The organism is Vibrio atypicus (genome assembly GCF_009811315.1).
GTDB classification, from domain to species: domain Bacteria; phylum Pseudomonadota; class Gammaproteobacteria; order Enterobacterales; family Vibrionaceae; genus Vibrio; species Vibrio atypicus.
In genome coordinates, this window is record NZ_BLID01000001.1 from 210,143 (window position 1) to 228,653 (window position 18,511).

The 18,511-nt window shown below is 43.2% G+C and carries 19 protein-coding genes; 6 read left to right on the forward strand and 13 right to left on the reverse strand.

Features of this window, described 5'->3' with window-relative positions; genetic code table 11:
* Nucleotide 1 precedes the first annotated feature (1 nt).
* The 7 genes from gnd to GVO60_RS00990 form a co-directional block, all read right to left on the reverse strand.
* Entirely contained in the window at nucleotides 2-1,495 is a 1,494-nt protein-coding gene (gnd, locus tag GVO60_RS00960; RefSeq protein ID WP_159650661.1) for an NADP-dependent phosphogluconate dehydrogenase, read from the reverse strand.
* Nucleotides 1,488-1,991 (reverse strand): gluconokinase, encoded by a 504-nt coding sequence (locus GVO60_RS00965; protein ID WP_159650663.1) that lies wholly within the window; start codon nucleotides 1,989-1,991, stop codon nucleotides 1,488-1,490. Before GVO60_RS00965 ends, gnd begins: the two co-directional genes overlap by 8 nt.
* An 82-nt stretch (nucleotides 1,992-2,073) precedes the next feature.
* On the reverse strand, nucleotides 2,074-3,390 hold the full coding sequence (locus tag GVO60_RS00970) for a TRAP transporter large permease (protein WP_159650665.1): 1,317 nt from the start codon (nucleotides 3,388-3,390) through the stop codon (nucleotides 2,074-2,076).
* Nucleotides 3,383-3,940: a TRAP transporter small permease subunit gene (locus GVO60_RS00975; RefSeq protein WP_159650667.1), complete on the reverse strand. Its 558-nt coding sequence runs from the start codon at nucleotides 3,938-3,940 to the stop codon at nucleotides 3,383-3,385. Before GVO60_RS00975 ends, GVO60_RS00970 begins: the two co-directional genes overlap by 8 nt.
* A 65-nt stretch (nucleotides 3,941-4,005) precedes the next feature.
* Nucleotides 4,006-5,022, reverse strand: a complete 1,017-nt coding sequence (locus tag GVO60_RS00980) for a TRAP transporter substrate-binding protein (protein WP_159650669.1) — start codon at nucleotides 5,020-5,022, stop codon at nucleotides 4,006-4,008.
* Nucleotides 5,023-5,259: 237 nt separating this feature from the next.
* Nucleotides 5,260-5,694 (reverse strand): Mpo1 family 2-hydroxy fatty acid dioxygenase, encoded by a 435-nt coding sequence (locus GVO60_RS00985; RefSeq protein WP_159650671.1) that lies wholly within the window; start codon nucleotides 5,692-5,694, stop codon nucleotides 5,260-5,262.
* Nucleotides 5,695-5,762: 68 nt separating this feature from the next.
* Nucleotides 5,763-7,139: a diguanylate cyclase gene (locus GVO60_RS00990; protein ID WP_159651404.1), complete on the reverse strand. Its 1,377-nt coding sequence runs from the start codon at nucleotides 7,137-7,139 to the stop codon at nucleotides 5,763-5,765.
* A gap of 400 nt (nucleotides 7,140-7,539) precedes the next feature.
* Between GVO60_RS00990 and GVO60_RS00995 the strand changes: the two genes are divergently transcribed.
* The gene (locus GVO60_RS00995; RefSeq protein WP_159650673.1) at nucleotides 7,540-8,601 is read left to right on the forward strand and encodes a DUF3541 domain-containing protein; all 1,062 of its coding nucleotides are present in this window, start codon (nucleotides 7,540-7,542) and stop codon (nucleotides 8,599-8,601) included.
* Between the two features lie 353 nt (nucleotides 8,602-8,954).
* Complete coding sequence (locus GVO60_RS01000) at nucleotides 8,955-10,115, forward strand: GGDEF domain-containing protein (RefSeq protein ID WP_159650675.1); 1,161 nt, start codon at nucleotides 8,955-8,957, stop codon at nucleotides 10,113-10,115.
* Here GVO60_RS01000 and GVO60_RS01005 read toward each other — a convergent pair.
* Nucleotides 10,112-10,393 (reverse strand): hypothetical protein, encoded by a 282-nt coding sequence (locus GVO60_RS01005; protein ID WP_159650677.1) that lies wholly within the window; start codon nucleotides 10,391-10,393, stop codon nucleotides 10,112-10,114. The genes GVO60_RS01000 and GVO60_RS01005 overlap by 4 nt on opposite strands.
* A gap of 295 nt (nucleotides 10,394-10,688) precedes the next feature.
* Nucleotides 10,689-10,970 carry a pyrimidine/purine nucleoside phosphorylase gene (gene ppnP / locus GVO60_RS01010; protein ID WP_159650679.1) on the reverse strand — a complete coding sequence of 94 codons (282 nt, stop codon included), beginning with the start codon at nucleotides 10,968-10,970 and terminating at the stop codon, nucleotides 10,689-10,691.
* 375 nt (nucleotides 10,971-11,345) lie between these two features.
* Here ppnP and GVO60_RS01015 point away from each other — a divergent pair, with 375 nt between their 5' ends.
* Nucleotides 11,346-11,786: a DUF2850 domain-containing protein gene (locus GVO60_RS01015; protein WP_159650681.1), complete on the forward strand. Its 441-nt coding sequence runs from the start codon at nucleotides 11,346-11,348 to the stop codon at nucleotides 11,784-11,786.
* Between the two features lie 19 nt (nucleotides 11,787-11,805).
* On the opposite strand, the gene GVO60_RS01020 is transcribed toward GVO60_RS01015, so the two are convergent.
* Together GVO60_RS01020 and GVO60_RS01025 are read right to left on the reverse strand one after the other, a co-directional pair.
* Nucleotides 11,806-13,173: a TrkH family potassium uptake protein gene (locus GVO60_RS01020; RefSeq protein WP_159650683.1), complete on the reverse strand. Its 1,368-nt coding sequence runs from the start codon at nucleotides 13,171-13,173 to the stop codon at nucleotides 11,806-11,808.
* On the reverse strand, nucleotides 13,170-13,832 hold the full coding sequence (locus GVO60_RS01025) for a potassium channel family protein (protein WP_159650685.1): 663 nt from the start codon (nucleotides 13,830-13,832) through the stop codon (nucleotides 13,170-13,172). Before GVO60_RS01025 ends, GVO60_RS01020 begins: the two co-directional genes overlap by 4 nt.
* A gap of 198 nt (nucleotides 13,833-14,030) precedes the next feature.
* On the opposite strand from GVO60_RS01025, the gene GVO60_RS01030 reads away from it, so the two are divergent.
* Both GVO60_RS01030 and GVO60_RS01035 read left to right on the forward strand, forming a co-directional pair.
* On the forward strand, nucleotides 14,031-15,128 hold the full coding sequence (locus GVO60_RS01030; protein WP_159650687.1) for a mechanosensitive ion channel family protein: 1,098 nt from the start codon (nucleotides 14,031-14,033) through the stop codon (nucleotides 15,126-15,128).
* 158 nt (nucleotides 15,129-15,286) lie between these two features.
* The gene (locus tag GVO60_RS01035) at nucleotides 15,287-15,907 is read left to right on the forward strand and encodes a S1 family peptidase (protein WP_159650689.1); all 621 of its coding nucleotides are present in this window, start codon (nucleotides 15,287-15,289) and stop codon (nucleotides 15,905-15,907) included.
* 47 nt (nucleotides 15,908-15,954) lie between these two features.
* Here the strand turns inward: GVO60_RS01035 and GVO60_RS01040 are convergent, their stop codons facing one another.
* Nucleotides 15,955-17,199 (reverse strand): MDR family MFS transporter, encoded by a 1,245-nt coding sequence (locus GVO60_RS01040; protein WP_159650690.1) that lies wholly within the window; start codon nucleotides 17,197-17,199, stop codon nucleotides 15,955-15,957.
* Nucleotides 17,200-17,619: 420 nt separating this feature from the next.
* On the opposite strand from GVO60_RS01040, the gene GVO60_RS01045 reads away from it, so the two are divergent.
* The gene (locus GVO60_RS01045; RefSeq protein WP_159650692.1) at nucleotides 17,620-18,234 is read left to right on the forward strand and encodes a TetR/AcrR family transcriptional regulator; all 615 of its coding nucleotides are present in this window, start codon (nucleotides 17,620-17,622) and stop codon (nucleotides 18,232-18,234) included.
* Between the two features lie 35 nt (nucleotides 18,235-18,269).
* Here GVO60_RS01045 and GVO60_RS01050 read toward each other — a convergent pair whose 3' ends face one another.
* Nucleotides 18,270-18,491: a Flp family type IVb pilin gene (locus GVO60_RS01050; protein WP_159650694.1), complete on the reverse strand. Its 222-nt coding sequence runs from the start codon at nucleotides 18,489-18,491 to the stop codon at nucleotides 18,270-18,272.
* Between the last annotated feature and the right edge of the window lie 20 nt (nucleotides 18,492-18,511).

Here is an 18,511-nt window from a genome sequence, read left to right on the forward strand (position 1 = left end):
CCTACACTTTATGCTCTGTCCTTATGTTTTCACTCCAACTAAGGTGAAACTTTTGTTCTTCAGGTTTATCAACTCGAGAATAGGTATGTGAACCAAAGTAGTCGCGCTGAGCTTGAAGCAGATTTGCAGGCAAAACAGCGCAGCGCAGCGAATCAAAATAACTCAACGCGGAACTGATACCCGGCATAGGTACACCTGACATTGCGGAGGAAGAGACTGTTTTTCTCCAACCCAATGTACTCGCTTCCAACTGGTGAGAGAAATGTCGATTAAGAAGTAGGTTCGGCAAATCCGGCTCGGTTTGATACGCAAAACTGATGTCTTGTAAAAAGTCCGCTCGAATAATGCACCCCGAACGCCATATCTTCGCAATTTTTGAAAAATCTAGCTGCCACTCCTCTTGGATTGAAGTCGCTGCCATCAAATCAAACCCTTGCGCGTACACCACCAATTTCGAGCAGTACAGCGCATCATGCAGATTCGCTAATATTTGCGATACTTCTTCTTTTTTGTTGAATTTCGTTTGTGCTTTTAAGCTCTCTGAAGCTTGGATACGCGTCGCTTTCTGAGCGCTTTGTGCGCGAGCAAAAACTGATTGGGCAATGGTTGGAGCCGGTGCACCTTGCTGCAAACTGTTTATCGCAGTCCATAGACCTGTGCCCTTCTGACCTGCTTTATCAAGCACAATATCAACAAATGGCTGGCCAGTTACAGGATCTGATGTTTGGAGAATATCGGCGCTAATTCCCATTAAGTAACTATTCAGTACGCCTTGATTCCAGCTTTCAAACACCTTACCAACCGCATCAGCAGGTAGATCTAAAGTAAGGGTCATAAAATGGTACGCTTCGCAGATAAGCTGCATGTCAGCATATTCAATTCCATTGTGGACCATTTTTACATAATGGCCCGCTCCTGCCGGCCCTAAGTATGCGGCGCAAGGCTCGCCCTGCTCGAACTGCCCTACTGGCAAGCCTTTATCATCTACTTTTGCGGCGATAGCTTCCCACATCGGCTGAACATACTGCCACGCTTGCTTACAGCCGCTTGCCATCAAAGCAGGTCCGATACGAGCACCGACTTCCCCTCCTGACACCGCAGTACTGAAAAAGCGTAACTTATCGCGATATTTGGCCTCGCGGCTTTCACTATCCGTCCACAAACTGTTGCCTGTATCGATGACAATATCATCGCTGTTTAATCCAGCGTTAAGCAGATCATCAACAACAGATTCAATAATGTGTCCAGCTGGTAGTGACAAGGCAATCACTCTAGGAGACTTAAGTGATACCAATAGATTAGCGAGACTATCAACTGAACTAAACGCACCTTTACTTTCAGATTTAGTGATGTTTTTGGCTTCGTTTTCAGCCCTAACTCTATGAGCCTCATTAATATCAAAGCCAACCACGTTAAACCCTTGATCAATCAAGTTCAGCGCCAAGCTTTTCCCCATAACGCCTAACCCTATCATGGCTATATCAGAGTTACTCATCCCAAGCCTCCTTAATAGCACTCAAAGAGTCACTAATGACAGAATCTACATCCTGAGAAATATCTATAAACAGCGCCTCGTCCGCATGAGGTTCAACCAAGGCGTCAAACTGGCTTTTAAGCATGGCTTCACCATTAAAGTAGTGATTGGCTCGTTGCTTGTGACGAGACCAGATAGTCTCAAAATCACCTTGAAGATAAACGATCAGCAAGTCAGAGTTATTGTGGCGCAAGACATCTCGATAAGCCGGCTTTAACGCTGAACATGCAATTACCGCGGAATCATTCTCATGATAAAGTTCATTTAAGGTTGTGAGCCAACCGCAGCGGTCCTTATCACCGAGTGGAATACCCTGAGCCATCTTTTTAACGTTGGCTTCTGGGTGGTAATCATCACCATCAAAAAAAGGAATATTCAACGCTTTGGCGATTTCACTTCCAATAAGGCTTTTACCGCAACCCGATACGCCCATAACTAAAATTTTTTTTGTTTTCATTGGGTAATACTATCCTTAGCCTTCAACATACACTGAAGACTGTGAACACCAATTTAGGAAACTCATTCATAATCCGGTGGGGCTATTGCCACCACATCGCTAGCTCTGGGAACATAATCACTAAGCTCAAAACCAAGACTTGCAGGCCGATAAATGGCAGAAGCGACTCAAAGATTTCACCGAGAGTGATCTCTTTTGGCGCAACCGATTTAAGATAGAAAGCGGCTGGGCCAAATGGTGGTGACAAGAAAGAAACCTGCATATTGAGACAGAAAACCACACCAAACCATACTGGGTCATAACCTAAGCTTGTTATGATTGGCACAAAGATCGGCATGGTTAGTAACGCGACGCCAACCCAATCTAGGAACATACCCAGTACCAATAAAATCACCATCATAATGAGCAAGGTACCTAACGCACTACCACCACTTAGGCCAAGAATCACCTCTTCAACAAAGTCGATTCCGCCCATCAAGTTATAGATACCGACCAGTGCACTGGCACCAATACCAATCCACATGATCATCCCGCAAGTACGCATGGTCGCAATCGCACTTTCTTTCAGCATGGTGAAGTTCATCTCTCCACGGATTACTGCCGAAATCATAATACCGACAACCCCAAGCGCCGACGCTTCCGTCACGGAAGCGACACCTGTGTAAATACTGCCTAGTACCGTTGCAACCGAGAGAAGAGGAAAGAACAGTGCTTTGAAGTAATTGACGTTGGGCTCATCATCTTCGTCGATATCACTTGGAATTGGCGCTAACGAAGGGTTCAATTTACAACGAATCAATACATAACCGATGTAGCACGCAGCCAAGATAAACGCAGGTAGGAATGAAGCTTTGAACAGGTCGCCAATTGAAACGCTTGCCGTCATACCATAAATAATGAGCACAATACTCGGAGGCAACATGGTCCCTAATGCACCACCAGCACAAGTAGTACCAATTGCAAGCTTGCGGTCATACCCCAAACGCAGCATTTGTGGCAACGCTAATATACCGAGCAAGACCGTTTCACCACCAATAACACCCGACATTGAAGCCAGCAATACTGCAACCAATAGTGTTTGAACGGCAACGCCTCCTCGCACTTTGCGGCCGACTGACTTCATCGCATCAAACAAGTCACGTGCGATACCAGAGCGATCCAATAAAGCAGCCATCAGAACAAACATAGGAACCGCTAGAAATACGTAACCTGATGCAAAGCTGTAAGTCCGGCTTGCAATAAGTGGTAGCGCATCTGGACCAAACCAACACAGGGTAAAGAAAATAGCAACAAATCCAGTCACGAAGGCAAGCTGCATACCGGTGAGAAGTAATCCAATCATCATCACCAACATGAGGACACTACCCCATGCAATGCCAATCGAAGATAAATCAAACATCGTCTTTATTCCTTAGACCTATCACTTCTTGGATAAGGTGCAAAACGAATTGAATAACAAGTACGCACAGAGCGACAAATATCAGGCCTTTTAAAAGAGCGGGGTAAGGTGCATTCAATACTGAACCTGACGTTTCAAGACGAAAGTCGCCCCAAGGTGTGAACCAGGCTTCTTCCGCCATGTAATAAGAGGCGTAGGCCAACATGCCAGCAAATGCCAAACCCACCACATGGTGAACCAAATTAAGGTACTTGCGTGTCTGAGCGGATACTGAATCGTAAATCAACACGACACGTACGTGCTTATTTGCTGCAAATGCGTAAATCCCACCTACGATAAATAGCGAGCCACCAATAAAGGAAGCCGTTTCGTGTACCCAAGTTGTCGGAGCATCGAACACATAACGCATTAGCACTTCGTAAAATGAAATCAAAACGGTGAAAATAAAAAACCAACTGAGCCAATTACTGATTTTTATGATGGCTCGATCTAAGAAGTTTCTTGATTGTTCTTCCTGATCTTGAGGAGCGTGTGGATTTTTCTCTGTCATAACGATCTATTCCAAAAATAAGGAGGGCTTTCACCCTCCTAAGAGAAACTGCATAGACTCGCAGCTTAAAGAAGGCCGTTGGTTTCTAAGAAGGAAGTGACTGAGTCATACACTTTTTGTGCATTTGGCGAACGCTCCGCGAATACTTTCCATTGAGTCTTAGCGATCTCACGGAATTTCTTACGCTCCTCTTCTGACCAGTTATGGATGGTAATTTCTGGGTTTGCCTGTGCTTCCTTAACCGCCGCTTGGTCTGCAATTTTTAGCTGCGTTGTCATATCATAAGAAAAATCACGAACCGATGTTTTCAAGATCTCTTGTAGGTCAGCTGGCATTTTGTCCCACTTTTTCTGAGAAATCGAAATATCAATCAATGGCAGAGAGTGGAAGCCCGGCTGAACTGGATGCGTTGCGATATCGTTCATACCAGCTTTCTGGTTCGTAGAGAATACCGTGTAATCAGCAGCATCAATGACACCTTTGCTCAAACCAGTAAACACTTCTGAACCAGGAAGATTCACTGGGGTTGCACCTGCCGCAGCAAAGACTTGCTGTACCAACCCTTCCGGCGCACGCAGTTTCAAACCTTTAAGATCATCAACGCCATCAATCGGTTTCTTAGAGATGAAAGATTCAACACCGGTTGTAGAAGCTCCGACAAACTTCACGCCATAAGGCGCGTACAATTCCGTCATCAACTCATTACCACCGCCATAGTTCATGTATTGCAGCAGCTGAGTTGTATCTGACCACGCACCTACCATGTTTCCAATTAAACCAAACGCAGGATCTTTCCCTGAAAAGTAACCCGTTGCCGTGATCTGGCCATCTAGAATACCCATTTTTATCGAACCCAAAGTTTCTGTGTGTTTAACCACGGCACCAACAGGTAATAAATCGATATCGATACGACCATTTGACATGCTTTCAACACGTTCAGCCCAATTCTGTTGAACCTTATAGTTCAAATCACCAGAAGGGTCAGAAGACTGAATTTTAAGCTTAAAATCCGCGGCTATTGCCGATGTCGCAAATGCGCCCGTGATGGTGGCAGCAAGCAAAGTTTTCGTCATCGCGTTCATAGTAGGGGTATCCTTTGATTGTTTCAGTTTCAGCGCAGCCCTCATTGGCTAGCTGTAAAATACCGGATTATTGTTATATGTTACCGGTAACGTTAGAGTTATGTTACCGGTAACAACAAAACGTTTTCCATGACGAAAATCACAAGTTTTAGATTTGTTAATAAAACTAGAGAAAATTAAGAAAGAAGTGTGACGCTCAGCTATGCAACAAATATGCGATGTTGTGACAAGTGTTATCTAACGTTGCCTGAAAACCCATATAGGTCCGATCAACAGAAAGGCAAGATCATCAAAAAAGGAAGGTTTCTTTCCCTCAATTTTATGCCCAATAAACTGGAGTAACCAAAGTGAAGCAAACATAGATAAGGAGATGAGCAGAACGGGCAACTGCATTATGTCGAGAGACCAAACTAAGGAGATACTTGCAAGAGTAAAGCCCAGCATCATTAAGAATACGCTGAGCGATAGCTTAAAGTAGAAGGCCCAAACCGGAATAGCTGCAACCCAAACCCAGTTCAACGTATAACCATAGAAGGAAACCGAAGGAATTGACCAAATCAGCCCAACAACTGAGATAAAGATGCCAGGAACTGCGACCTTATGAATTTTTTGGTTTATAGGGTTTTGATGGCTGTCCCCATAGTCTGACAACCACTGAGTTAAATCGCGCATAATCACCTCAAAACTCATTACCATACTAGTTCTATAGCATGAATTTTCAGGCTCTGCGTATTCAAAATTTAGTAAGCATTCACCCTTTGTGATTGACGACGCTTTTCTTGATACATCCGAGAATCTGCCAACTTAATCATTGCTTCTAAGTCAACAAAATCATCACTGTATAAAGCGTAGCCCACGCTAACGTGGATATTAATCAAGTATTGCTCATATATCACCGGGCTTTGGCAAATTGCTTTCTGCAGCGCAATATTTATAACGTCAATATCGTTCGAAGATGTCACTCTTGGCAATAGTACTAAAAACTCATCTCCACCCATGCGAGCGACCACATCCGATCCTCTCAACGTTCTTTTAATTCGTTCTGCAGTCGCAATGAGTACCTTATCCCCAGCAGCGTGACCATAAGTGTCATTTATCTGCTTAAACTTATCGAGATCAATACTCAAGATGGCGAAGTTCTCTTTGGCTCCACTTTTTTCCGCCGCTTCAAATTGACGCTCAATGGTATACATAAAGTAGCGACGATTTGGCAGTTGGGTTAACGAATCTTGGAGTGATCGGCGATTCGCAGTGGAATATAAGCGAAAAACCAAACTAAACGAAAGGACGAGAATAAACAGCATTGGGTATGCAATTAACCTAACAGCGTGCACTTGATACCAAGGGCTATGCGATAGTAAATCTTGCTTCTCACTGGCGGCAATCATCCAACTGCCGTAAGGAAAGTAAACTTGCTCGGTCGCAAAAGCATTTTCGTAAACCTTAGGGTCTCCGTAAAAGTGCTCACCATCACTGCCTTTACTGTCAATGCCACGCATTGCTAGGTTGTACTTATGCTCAAACTTCTCTATTCCGGCATTATGAAATAGCGAGTCCAAGTCAATAACCACACTACACACACCCCAGTAACGGCGGTTGTATGGAGGATCTTCGTAAATGGGCACGCGCGCAATCAATCCCCTACCACCTTGAACAAGGTTAACGGGACCAGCGATGAAGATTTCTTGAACCTCCTGAGCTTTACGAATAGTGCGCCATTGGCTAGGGATGGTTCGATAATCCAACCCCAATGCTTTCTCATTACCTTCTAGCGGATAGATATGTGCAATAACATCGTCAGGGGCAAGACCAATCACACGGATATGGTTACTTTTACGTAGAACACTCGAAGCGATAAGATCCCAGCCGGAAAACTCAAACTCAGGGTTTGCCGCAACCAATGTCGCTAAACTGTTGGCAACATAAATATCAGAAACAATAGCGGCTTCAAGTTCAGAGCGAACAATTGATAGCTCTTCTTTGGCTCTTCCTAACAGGCTGTCACGCACAAACGTTTTTTGGCTGCGATCTAAAGACTCAATACATCCAACAGCAAAAAAAATTAATAGACAAATCGCTATCTTCACAGACCAATGCCTGTCGACTAGATCTTGCATCATTTCCCCAACACTTACGGATTAAGCCATACCGTAACTAAGCACAGAGTCTCCTTCTTCGAGAAGTATCCCGCCTAGATTTTTAATAATTCTATCAATACTATAAAACCTACAATAATTTGAGCTTTTTTTCACCGAAAAATGCGCTTTTCTTACGGAATAATGCAAAGAGTCTGGCATCAAACACAGCATTCCCTTCTGCTTTTCGACTGATAGATATGCTCTAACTTCAGTAAAACGAGCCAAAATAAGATGTGAACGCTTTGTAAATGCTTGATATTTTGCACCTATCTGACAGCGCGCTTACATCGAACAAACTAATATTTGCTAACTTACTAAGATATTAATTATCTGCAACGGATTGTCAGGTCGATGACCGTTCAACCTTATCGGTGCACTTATGCGTCAAACTGTTCTAGCCCTATGCCTTAGTCTTACTATCTTTCCGGTAGCCTTTGCAGCCACCAGCTATCAAGACTCCGCTGAAACGATCAAAAAGACCTATGAAACTCAGCTCTATACTTTACCTGCATTTAAAGAAGGGCATTACGGCCTAAGAATGTATCGTCAAACGTTAGACAAGAAGTACTCTGCTGCCGTTTGGAGTGATATGGCGCGCGTAGCAAGTCGCTTGAATCGATTTGCAGCAGAAGTCCATACTCCTGAACAGATCTTGCTCTATTCAGAGAAACGCATTGCGGGTTACAGCGATGAAACAGATGAGCGCAGTGTACGTCGATATACGGTCACCAAACATATGCCAGAGTATCTATACTTAGGTATTGATCTACTTGGCTCGATGGCTCGCGCCAATGAGTATGGATTGAAACACAAGCAAGATGAAACGCTACGAAAAGTTATTCGCCGTTACGACTTTGAAAAGTATGCTGCTGATCCTGAAATGATCCGCGCATGGGCTGCACAGCTTGCTAATCAGGTTTTTTGGTTGCGTCAGTTAGGCGAACAAGACGTGGTTGAACCTTTTATTAAAGCATTTCAAACAACCTACCCAGACTACGAAGATAAAAAGCTATCTAAACAGCAGTATGGCAACAAGTTGTATGGTATGACTCATATCATTTTCGCCGACTCACATTACTACCAACGCTTAGTTAAAGAAGAGCAATATCAATGGATTTTTGATTACTTCAGAACCAACATTGATACGATCTTGCTAAGAGCAAAAGAAGACATTATTGCTGAAGTCGGGATTAGCTTCTTACTTGCAGGGCTAGAAGATGATCCTGTCGTTGAGAAAACACGTAAGGCAATTCAACAATCAATCGATAACGACAAAGGAATGATCCCTTCGGTCAGTGGCGATTTTGATCTTTCCTACGGTGAACATCGAAACGTACTGGCCATAATGCTGTTGGATTGGCAGAAGGTAAATCGCGCCCCAACCATTTCATCTCAGCCTAGAGTGTTTTCCAATCTACCTTATGGATTAGTCGCCAAATGATACTAAAGACCTCAGAATTCTCATTCTGAGGTCTTTATAGCAATGCTTTAATCACAAATTACTATAAACATTTATATCATTTTATTATATAGACAAGCACTATTAAGCACATTATTGTTAAAATTCAGCCACTTACAAACGTCAACAATCTAACACTGTTTATAAATTAGCTTCATATACAACTACTTAACTATGCGTCAAAATTCTGCTGTCACCATAAAGTCACGCAAATAAGAACCCAGTTGCATTATTTAGATACGCAATTACTCAATTTGTCCAACTGAATTCTTGAAGCGAAGTCACAGATAACTCCTAGACTTTAAGCAAGGATTTAATCTGGCAGGTTATAAGGGATGAGTAATTTAGTCGGTCGACGTCTGCAAGAAATGGCAGCCTTACGTGCTTCCCGCAAGCACAAAATGGTACAGATATGCTCTATCGTAGCTCTCACAATGCTATTTCTTTATGGTGGCCTGCATCTGATTCAAAATAACCTATTATTTGCTTTAATCGATATCTCAAGTGGTATCATTCTCTCCCTAAACCTCTTTCTGCTAAACAAAAAACAGCACAGCAATCATGCGACATTAGTGCTCTGCGGTATTCTGCTGCTTCAAGGGGGGATGCTTCTCTTCTACGGCGGACATGGTGCCGGCTCTCTCATATGGATTTATCCAATAATCGCTGCGGTCATTTTTGCCAGTGAATTTCGAACAGGGTTAGTATTAAGTATCCTGTTTTGTGTTATTGCCACTGTGACCGTTCTATTTATTGACCCTTCGGTTGTTGGTGATCTTACAGTAAGCCGGTTTCTAGTTAGCCTACTCGCCCTCTGTTTGTTATGTAACACCTCATCGTACTACTACGATCAAGCCGTTAACTACATTCAATCACTGTATAGAGAGGGGATTGAAGATCTGGCTTACATGGACCAATTAACAGGCCTCGCGAATCGGTGGAGTTTTGAAAGTTGGGCAAGCGAGAAGCTAGAAGAAGAACGTGATAGCAAAACCATCACGGCGATGATCTTTTTAGACATCGATAATTTTAAATCCATTAATGATACATACGGACATGAAGTCGGTGACAAAGTACTGCAGTATCTATCAAGCCGGTTAAAAAACAACGTCAGAAACAAAGATAGAAAAACAGAAAAGCATGACTATTCTATCGCTCGTTTTGCCGGCGACGAGTTTGTTTTGCTGCTTTACGGCGTAAATAATAAACAAGATTTAGAAAACATCTTAAATCGAATACTGCATCTATTTGAGGATTGTTACCAAGGACCAGAGAAAATCGGAAAACTTGCGGTTAGCTTGGGAGTCGCACTTTACCCAGAAGATGCAACTAACCTCGCTGAACTGACCCGCTGCGCGGACAAAGCTATGTATTCTGCAAAACACAACGGTAAAAACCAGTTCCACTACTATCACCGTAAAGAAAGTACTATCGAAAAAAAAACAACACTAACAAACGTAGATAATGTTACCCCTCTAAAACACAGAACTCCTTAGCCCGTCATATACATTAGCCACAAACAAAGCGCCATCACGACGATCATCCAAGCGGCATAACGTGTTGTATTTGGCTTATCTTTTTTTGGTCTAACCACAGGTCTAAAAGCAGCATCTTTTGCTTGGCTCAATACAGACTGCTCTCTCGCCATTATTTTTTCTCGGCGCTTTTGAGCTGTCGAAGCGACTTGACCAAAACGGTGCAACTGGTCTTGAGTCAATTCCTTACTCGGATCATATCGAGAATGTTGGTCTGAATGTTTAGGTACAACAGCCATATCCACCTCCTAATGTAAGTTACCTGTACTTCAAGTATAGCCAATGGTTATTTTGATAACTTTGATAATAGCTTAAAATAACATCGGATTTCTCGAATTCATACATTAGGTCTATGCAACCGCAATGCCAGATATGAATTACATTGTGAACGCCCAGTAAGCTAAAGGCTCCAAGGTGTTGTTATAGTGGATAACTTCTTAGCAGAGAGTTTTGGATTGGCGATTTGAGTATCAAAATGAAACTCAGGAAGGTTAGTTAGGACTCAAATGCTGTGCCCTAACTAAACAGGCAGAATTATAGGTATTCACACAAGTAAGCGGTCGTTACTGGCAATTTCAGGTCAAATGACGAATCACCTGCGACTTCAAAAGAGTCACCAGATTTAAACGTTGTCCAGTCTTGATCGCCTAATCGCTTAATGGTCATTTCCCCTTTTACAACAGTCATACGCTCCGGCGCAGCAGTACCAAAAGTGTACTCACCCGCTTGCATGACACCTACACTCGATTCTTCATCACCTTGCGCAAAGCCCAGTGATTTAACCTGCTCGTCAAAATAGCTGTTTACCTTAATCATAATTCCTTCATGAACCTTATAAGCGTTTTTAATATATTGAATCCATGTTTTATATGATTTAGTAATTTTGAGCAACACATTCGTTATCGACCTCTCCCACCTCATAAGAAGAGTTCGCTGTGATAAAAGAGTAACCTGCGAATAATCTTCTAATCTTGTCTCTATAGCTAGACAATAAGTGCTAGTCTTAGGGTGGAAACGCTTAAAACTTCGTTATTACAAATTAGCTAGTATCATGAGTTCGCTAGATGGTCTTTTGTTGGGCTGAGGATCAAACTTCCAACCTCATTAATTGCGTCCTCGCTCATTATCTTACAGTCTATTAAGTATCTCGTAAGATATAGGACAAATCCCCAAAAGGAATAATCGGCAATCATGAATAAAGCAAAAGCCATTAAACTTCTGTTTGTCGCGATATTTCTGTCATTAGCAGCAGGCTTTTCGTCACTGCTCCTATTTAGTTATCAGGATTACGTGCACCCAAAACATGTCTACGGAACTTGGGTTGAAGTCGGAGCACCTCCCTACAGTACTGAAGTCCTCACTCTCAATGCACAAGGTGTGTTCAGAAACCATCGACTCATTGCGACAAGTTTCGAGTTTGACGGTAAGAAAATTTTCGTTACGACAGGTCAAGGCACAACCATCTATCAAATTGCAGGAACGTTTAACTCTCCTCAACTGAGGCGCTTGGAGCCTAATAGCCCGATACAACGTTTCATTAAGGAAGGATACGAAAGTACGGTTGATATGGAAGGCGGTGGTGGCGCTAAACAGCGTCGAGCAGCATTGACGGAACACTTTGGGAATAAGTGAACCGTCAACCAAACTTGTATTAGCCTGTTAGCACATTTCCCTGCGGATATTTCACAAGTGAAGACTCTGGTCTTGCAAGCATATAAGCCAAGGTAAGCGGACCGATACGGCCAATTATCATCACTACTACCATGATGTATTTACCCGGCTCTGATAGCTGAGCGGTTAATCCTGCGGTTAAGCCAACTGTTGCGAAAGCCGATATTGTCTCAAACATGACTTTGTCAAAACTTGCCTTTTCCGTCAGCATCAAAAGGAACATCGCCGTAGTCAAAATCGCCCCACTCACAACAATGATCGCCAGAGATTTTGTTACAACAGTCCAATCTATAGTGCGCTTAAACATTACGACGTGCTTTTTCTGTCTTAAGAATGTCCATGTTGCGACAAACGCCACGGCAAAAGTAGAAACCTTAATGCCACCTCCCGTCGAAGTCGAGCCCGCGCCAATCAACATCAATATGATCATAATTAGCAGCGCTGGTTGAGTGAATTGAGCTAAATCGACACTGTTAAAACCTGCCGTACGAGCGCTTGCAGATTGAAAAAACGCTGCCAGCCATTGCCCCGATGTAGACAAAGGCTCCATTGTATTCGCATTACCACGTTCCAATAGCCAGAACATCACTGTTCCTATCAACAGCAAAGCCGGTGTTGCTACCAACATGATTTTGGTATGGAGCTGCAAATTGCGAAATCCTCGGTTCCAATTAGCGCTCAAATCACCAATAACGGTAAAGCCCAAACCACCAAAAATAAAGAGTGCAGATAAGGTCAGTATCACGACTGGATCATCAACAAAACTCATCATGCTGTCGGAGAAAAGAGCAAATCCTGCATTGTTGAACGCCGATATTGCGTGAAACATTGCGTAGAACAACCCTTGGATCCAACCAAGCTCTGGTACCCAGCGAAATGCGAGAAACACGAAGCCAATCAGTTCAGCGACACATGCAAAAATGATGATTTTCTTCACTAGTTTGCGTAAGTTGACTCGTCTATCTTGCCCTAATGCATCCTTTGCTAACGCCTGCTGCTTCAAGCTTAAACGCACGCCAAACATATAGAGTAGGACAGCAGAAAGCGTCATCTGCCCTAACCCACCAATTTGCATCAGGAGCATCAGTAAAATCTTGCCTGCTAAAGTGAAGTGCTGGCCGGTATCGACGACACCTAACCCGGTCACACTGATGGCTGACGTCGCCGTAAACAATGCATCCGTAATGCTTAAGCCTGTAACTGAAAAAACAGGTAATGTCAGTAATACCGCAGAGGGCAACAGCACTCCGAGAAAACTCAAAAGAATGATTCTTGGCTCGGAGCCTTTCTTTTGAGTTTTCTCACGACTTAGGGCATAGAAAAGCCCTTTTTGCGCGAAAGGATTCATAGCGAGCTCAGCTTTCTCGTTAAAGTATCTCTAGGGCCAACAATAATAATCAAGTCACCAATCTCTAAACTCTTATCGAGTGAAGGTGCTTTTGTTACTTCAGGACCACGCTTAAAGCCTAACACTTGCACATCTTGCTCTTTACATAAGGCGAGGTCGCCAAGGGTTTTACCAAGTAAGCGAGCACCAACGACAATTTCTGTCATGGCGATACCAGAACCCAGCTCTTGGAATTCTAGAACCCGTTTATCCATCATCTTTCGAGCGACTCGTATACCCATATCGCGTTCAGGGAGGATAATATGATCTGCCCCGATTTTACTTAATATTTTTGAATGGAATTTGTCGTTTGCTTTTACCCAAACGGTTTTTGCACCCGCTTCTTTTACGACCAACGTAGTTAAAATGCTTGCGTTAACATCCGATCCGATCGCAACCATTACCATGTCATAATCACTCAAACGGAGCTCTGCTACTGTCTCTTCGCTGGTACAGTTAGCGACTAAGGCTTGGCTCACAAAGCTTGCCGCCTCTCTCACTCGTTCTTCATTGATATCAATCGCTAGAACCTCTGCACCTGACTCTTGAAGTTCTTTACAAACCGAAAGACCAAATCGACCTAAGCCTATGACGGCAAACTGTTTGTCAGTTGGTTTCATCGCTGTACCTACACATTAATATGAGAAAAAACAAAGTGTGCGCCTCGATTAACGACATATCAAACCAAACTCAACCTTTTTACAGTTAATTAACTGAAGAGACGAAATTTCTTACGACCTCCAGTATAGGAAATGCGACTAGTGTAGCTATTCGCAAACACATATAATTGTCGAAACGATTTGAATAAGAATCTGAACATGGATCAATTACTCACTTACCTTCCCCCTACTGCGGCTAAATTTTTGCAGCATTGGGATACCAACGTACTGCTCATCACAGTCGCGAGTTTCATCGCATGGCTTATTTGGCGCCTAGTTTACGGCCGACTAGAAGTGCTTGTCGAAAAAACACGCTTTCATTGGGATGACCTTACCCTCGCCGCGCTTAAGACTCCTGTAAGTACGCTGATTTGGTGCTGGCCTGCAACCGTCTCTCTCGGCTTTATCCTGCAAGACCATATGGGTGATAAGCTCAATTGGTTAAGTACAGTAAAACTGCTGTTGGTCATAGCGATTTTCGTCTGGATCACCATGCGCCTTATCAACAATATTGAAGAGTATGTGCTGAGCCAACAGAATCGGGATGAAACGACCGTACAAGCAGTGGCGAAAGTTTCAAGGCTGTTCTTTATCGTCATCGGCGGCATGACGGTCATGCAAGCATTTGGATTAAGCTTGTCTGGTCTTCTGACCTTTGGTGGTGTGGGTGGCTTGATTGTCGGTTTGGCGGCAAAAGACTTACTCTCAAACTTTTTTGGCGGCATGATGATTTATTTTGATCGCCCATTTAAAGTCGGCGATTGGGTTCGTTCTCCCGATCGTCAAATTGAAGGCACAGTCGAACGCATTGGCTGGCGCATGACCATCATCCGAACCTTCGACAAGCGACCGATCTACGTGCCGAATGCTGTATTTAGCAGTATTGTGGTAGAAAACCCGTCACGAATGCTCAACCGCCGCATCAATGAAACAATTGGAATTCGTTATGACGATGCTGAAAAAGTCGCGACCATTGTCGATCAAATCAAATCCATGCTTGAAAATCATCCCGATATTGATGCTAAGCAAACCCTCATCGTCAATTTCAATGGATTTGGCCCTTCAACCCTAGATTTACTGGTGTATACCTTTACCAAGACAGTCAACTGGATCCGCTTCCACGAAGTAAAACAGGATGTTCTATTACAGATCATGGATATCATTCACCAAAATGATGCGGACATAGCCTACCCAACTCAAACACTAAAAATTGAGCCTCAAAGCGTTCACGCCGAAGCTCAGAACATCATTCAGTAGTTCATCTCGCCCTCTTAATTGAGGGCTTACTTCACTCGTCAGACATTTCTTAAAAAACACCGTTCAGAAAGCGCCTACATACTGACACCGTCAAAAAAACAATAATAACCAGGTCTTTTCACTCGGCTCAAATGAGCACAATAACTTGGTTAATTTCAATGTATCGCATTATAGTGCTAGTAGCTCTGCTACTCACAGGATGTGCGAATGGACTACCAGATGTAAACGGAAATATTCAGGACGACATCGAAGAAAACAACGAAAAAATATTTGTTGGCATTCCCTTTTTTATGGGTTTAGAAGGCTCAGTCGCTCGCTTAGATGACGAGTGGTTAGTCACAGCAGCTCACAACAAACCTATTCTCGCATTGACGGGTAAAGAGGTGTTCTACCACCCTACCTGTGATATCGCATTAGTCAAAAAACATGGACATTCAGAACGCTCAGTAGGCTTGGTCTACCCAGGTCAATCTGTCACACATGTCGGTTATCCACTTGGCTTACCTCTTTCATCAAGTGAAGGAAAATACGTTGGAGACGTAAATGTGTATGGCTGGGAGAAATGCCAAATGTCCGGTACAACCGGTGTCATCATGCAGGGAATGTCGGGAGGTGGTGTGTACAACAAAGAGGGGCAACTCATTGGCGTGAATCACGGATTCGTGAGCGGTGATGTAAAATGGCCAGACAAATCAATCCATAGCCCTGCGGTCTTTGTGTCACTTTTTGCAGTAAGAGATTGGCTATCATCTGTCACCGGCAATCACTATTTTGGTTAATATAAAAAAGGGCTAACTTGAATCGTTAGCCCTAGTTTTATTACCAACTACGTTTGATTGACGGTCTCTCGCTCGACAACATCTTCTGTATGCTGTGCAATCCAATAGAGCCAAATCATCGCCATGCTGACAATGAAACAAAGACCAAACAGCCACTCGGCTCCAAACCATTCAACCACGACACCTCCAAGTGCTGGACCTATCGCAAAACCAAGAGAATAGAGTGCTGTTGCACCAAAATATGATCCTCTTAAATGCGCTGGCGCAAGTCGATCAATTTGAACGTTGAGTGTTGGGAAGGTAATAACCTCACCTAAACTCACAATAAAGCAAGCAACTCCCCAACCTATCGCAGACTGGCTCGGTGTAACAATGAATGCCAACTGGCCTGCCGCTATCAAAATCATACCTATCCGCGTTCGAGCAAACAGAGGAACTTTCTCCATCAACTTTAGCATCGGGAATTGAAACAATACGATGGTGACTGCGTTGACCATCATCAATAGAGCTATTAGCTTCGCCGCATCTTCGATACCGCTTCGCACAATGACTTGAGGAACCGATGATTCAAGTTGCGCGTAAACAAACATCAGCAACAAGTTGGCAAACAGCAACAGCACAAAAATTCGATCACCGCTGATCTCTTTCACGGTTTGACGGAAGTTAGGCAACATTGAACGATCTGGCTTTGTATAGCGTCCTTTGCGCTCAATACCAAACAGAATCCAGCCGCCGTAAACGAGGTGAGTAATACCAGTAATCAGGAATAACATTTGCGGATTGGCGAGGGCAAGTGTAACGCCTAAGAGTGGACCAACTGCGGCACCGATATTGAGTAGAAAGTAACGTATATTCAACGCCAGTTCCCGATCTTTTAAATCGGATAGTGAATCTCCTATTACGGCTTTAGCTGGTCCATCAATGAGAGGACGCATAAAACCCGCCATAAGAATAAGTACATAGAAGTGCCACACCTGGTTGGCATTCGCAATGCCCACGTAAGCCACAAAAGCAATCAAGCAGCCGGCGACCATAATCCACTTTCGACCAAACTTATCGGAAAGGTAACCCGAGTAGAGCCCTGTCGCAGAGCCTGTTAATGCGGAGAGTGCGAGCATGCTACCCACTTCAATCGCGGAGGCTGCATAATCTTGATAAAGAAAGACTATTAAAAATGGCCAAGCCATAAAGAAGCTAGTCCGCGCGATAAGAACGCCGATCAAGACCGTCCAAACAGAAAAATTAAATCGCTTTACCCTCTCCCACTGAAATAGACTTTGTTCCTTCTCCATAAGCACCTCCTTTTCCACTACCTTGTTGCATAGATGTAATTGAGTATAAGGAGAATTTATAAAAACTAAAGCGTAAATTTAATGAAATGGAAAAAGTCTGCGTAATCCCAATATTAATAAGAAAAGGCTAATAAATTAAATAAGTTACGCGTTCTACTCTAGACAACCATTCATTGATTTTTTCAGCATAATCTCTTGGATTCATTAATTAAAACTCATGTTAATCTTGTTTTTGGGCTCTAGTCGTTCAACAGTGTTTAAATCGTTGTAGACCCACCATACTAGTACAGTGAAAAGCTTTTGAACTAATCCCGCTAAGGACTGATTATCGCTATCCAATAAAGTAAACGATGATGTATACTTTGGCTATGATGAGTTTAAGCTTTAGCATTATTGCTAGCTTTCCAATAGGTTCCACTCATGCTGAAAAGAAGTGATATAAAACAAGAAGATATTGTTAGATCTGCTATTAAGGTTTTTTCCGAAAAAGGCCTAGAACAAGCCAGTATGGAAGGAATTTCGAAGCAAGCTGGGGTTTCAAAACGTACTCTATACAAATACTACCCTAACAAAGAGGCTTTGTTTGAAGTCATTGTCGACAGACTCATGTGCCGCTTTGATGATCAATACGAGTTGCAATTTCAACCTGCGATTTCATTAGAGAAGCAGTTGACCGAACTCACCTTGAAACAGATGTGCTATATCAATACGGAAGATTTTCAGGCTACGGCTAGATTAGTGATGGCCGAAAGCATACGTTGTCCAAATACATCGAAGCTATTAATGAACCGTTTTGAAGCAATTGGCGACTCGTGCGGATTGCATAAATGGGTAACACAAGCCATTGATGCTGGCATGATTGAAGTGAACGATATTCCGCTAGCCGTCGAGCAATATATTGGTAGTATTAAGGCCGTAGTTTTTTGGCCTCAACTGTTAACTCACCAGCCCCCACCAAGTTGCGAGCAGCTTAAAAACGTGGTTGCTCAAGCTGTCCGTATGTTCATCGCGACTTACAGCCTAAAATCCAAATAGCTTCTCTAGTATCTAGCTAACTTCACGATGATTGATTAGCTAGATGCTGCATTTTCCGCAGCCGCAATATTACTACCAATTGTTTGCATCGCGTTTGATAAAGCTGTTGCCAGTTGGTTGTCAGTTACAAACACCGCAAGCACCATGGCTGAGATAACCACGCCAATAATGGCGTATTCAATAGCCGTCACTCCACGCTGATCGTGTTTAAAATCATCCAATGTGGAAAAGATTGTTGCGTATAACTTTGAAAACATCAGTATTCTCGTAAATCTAA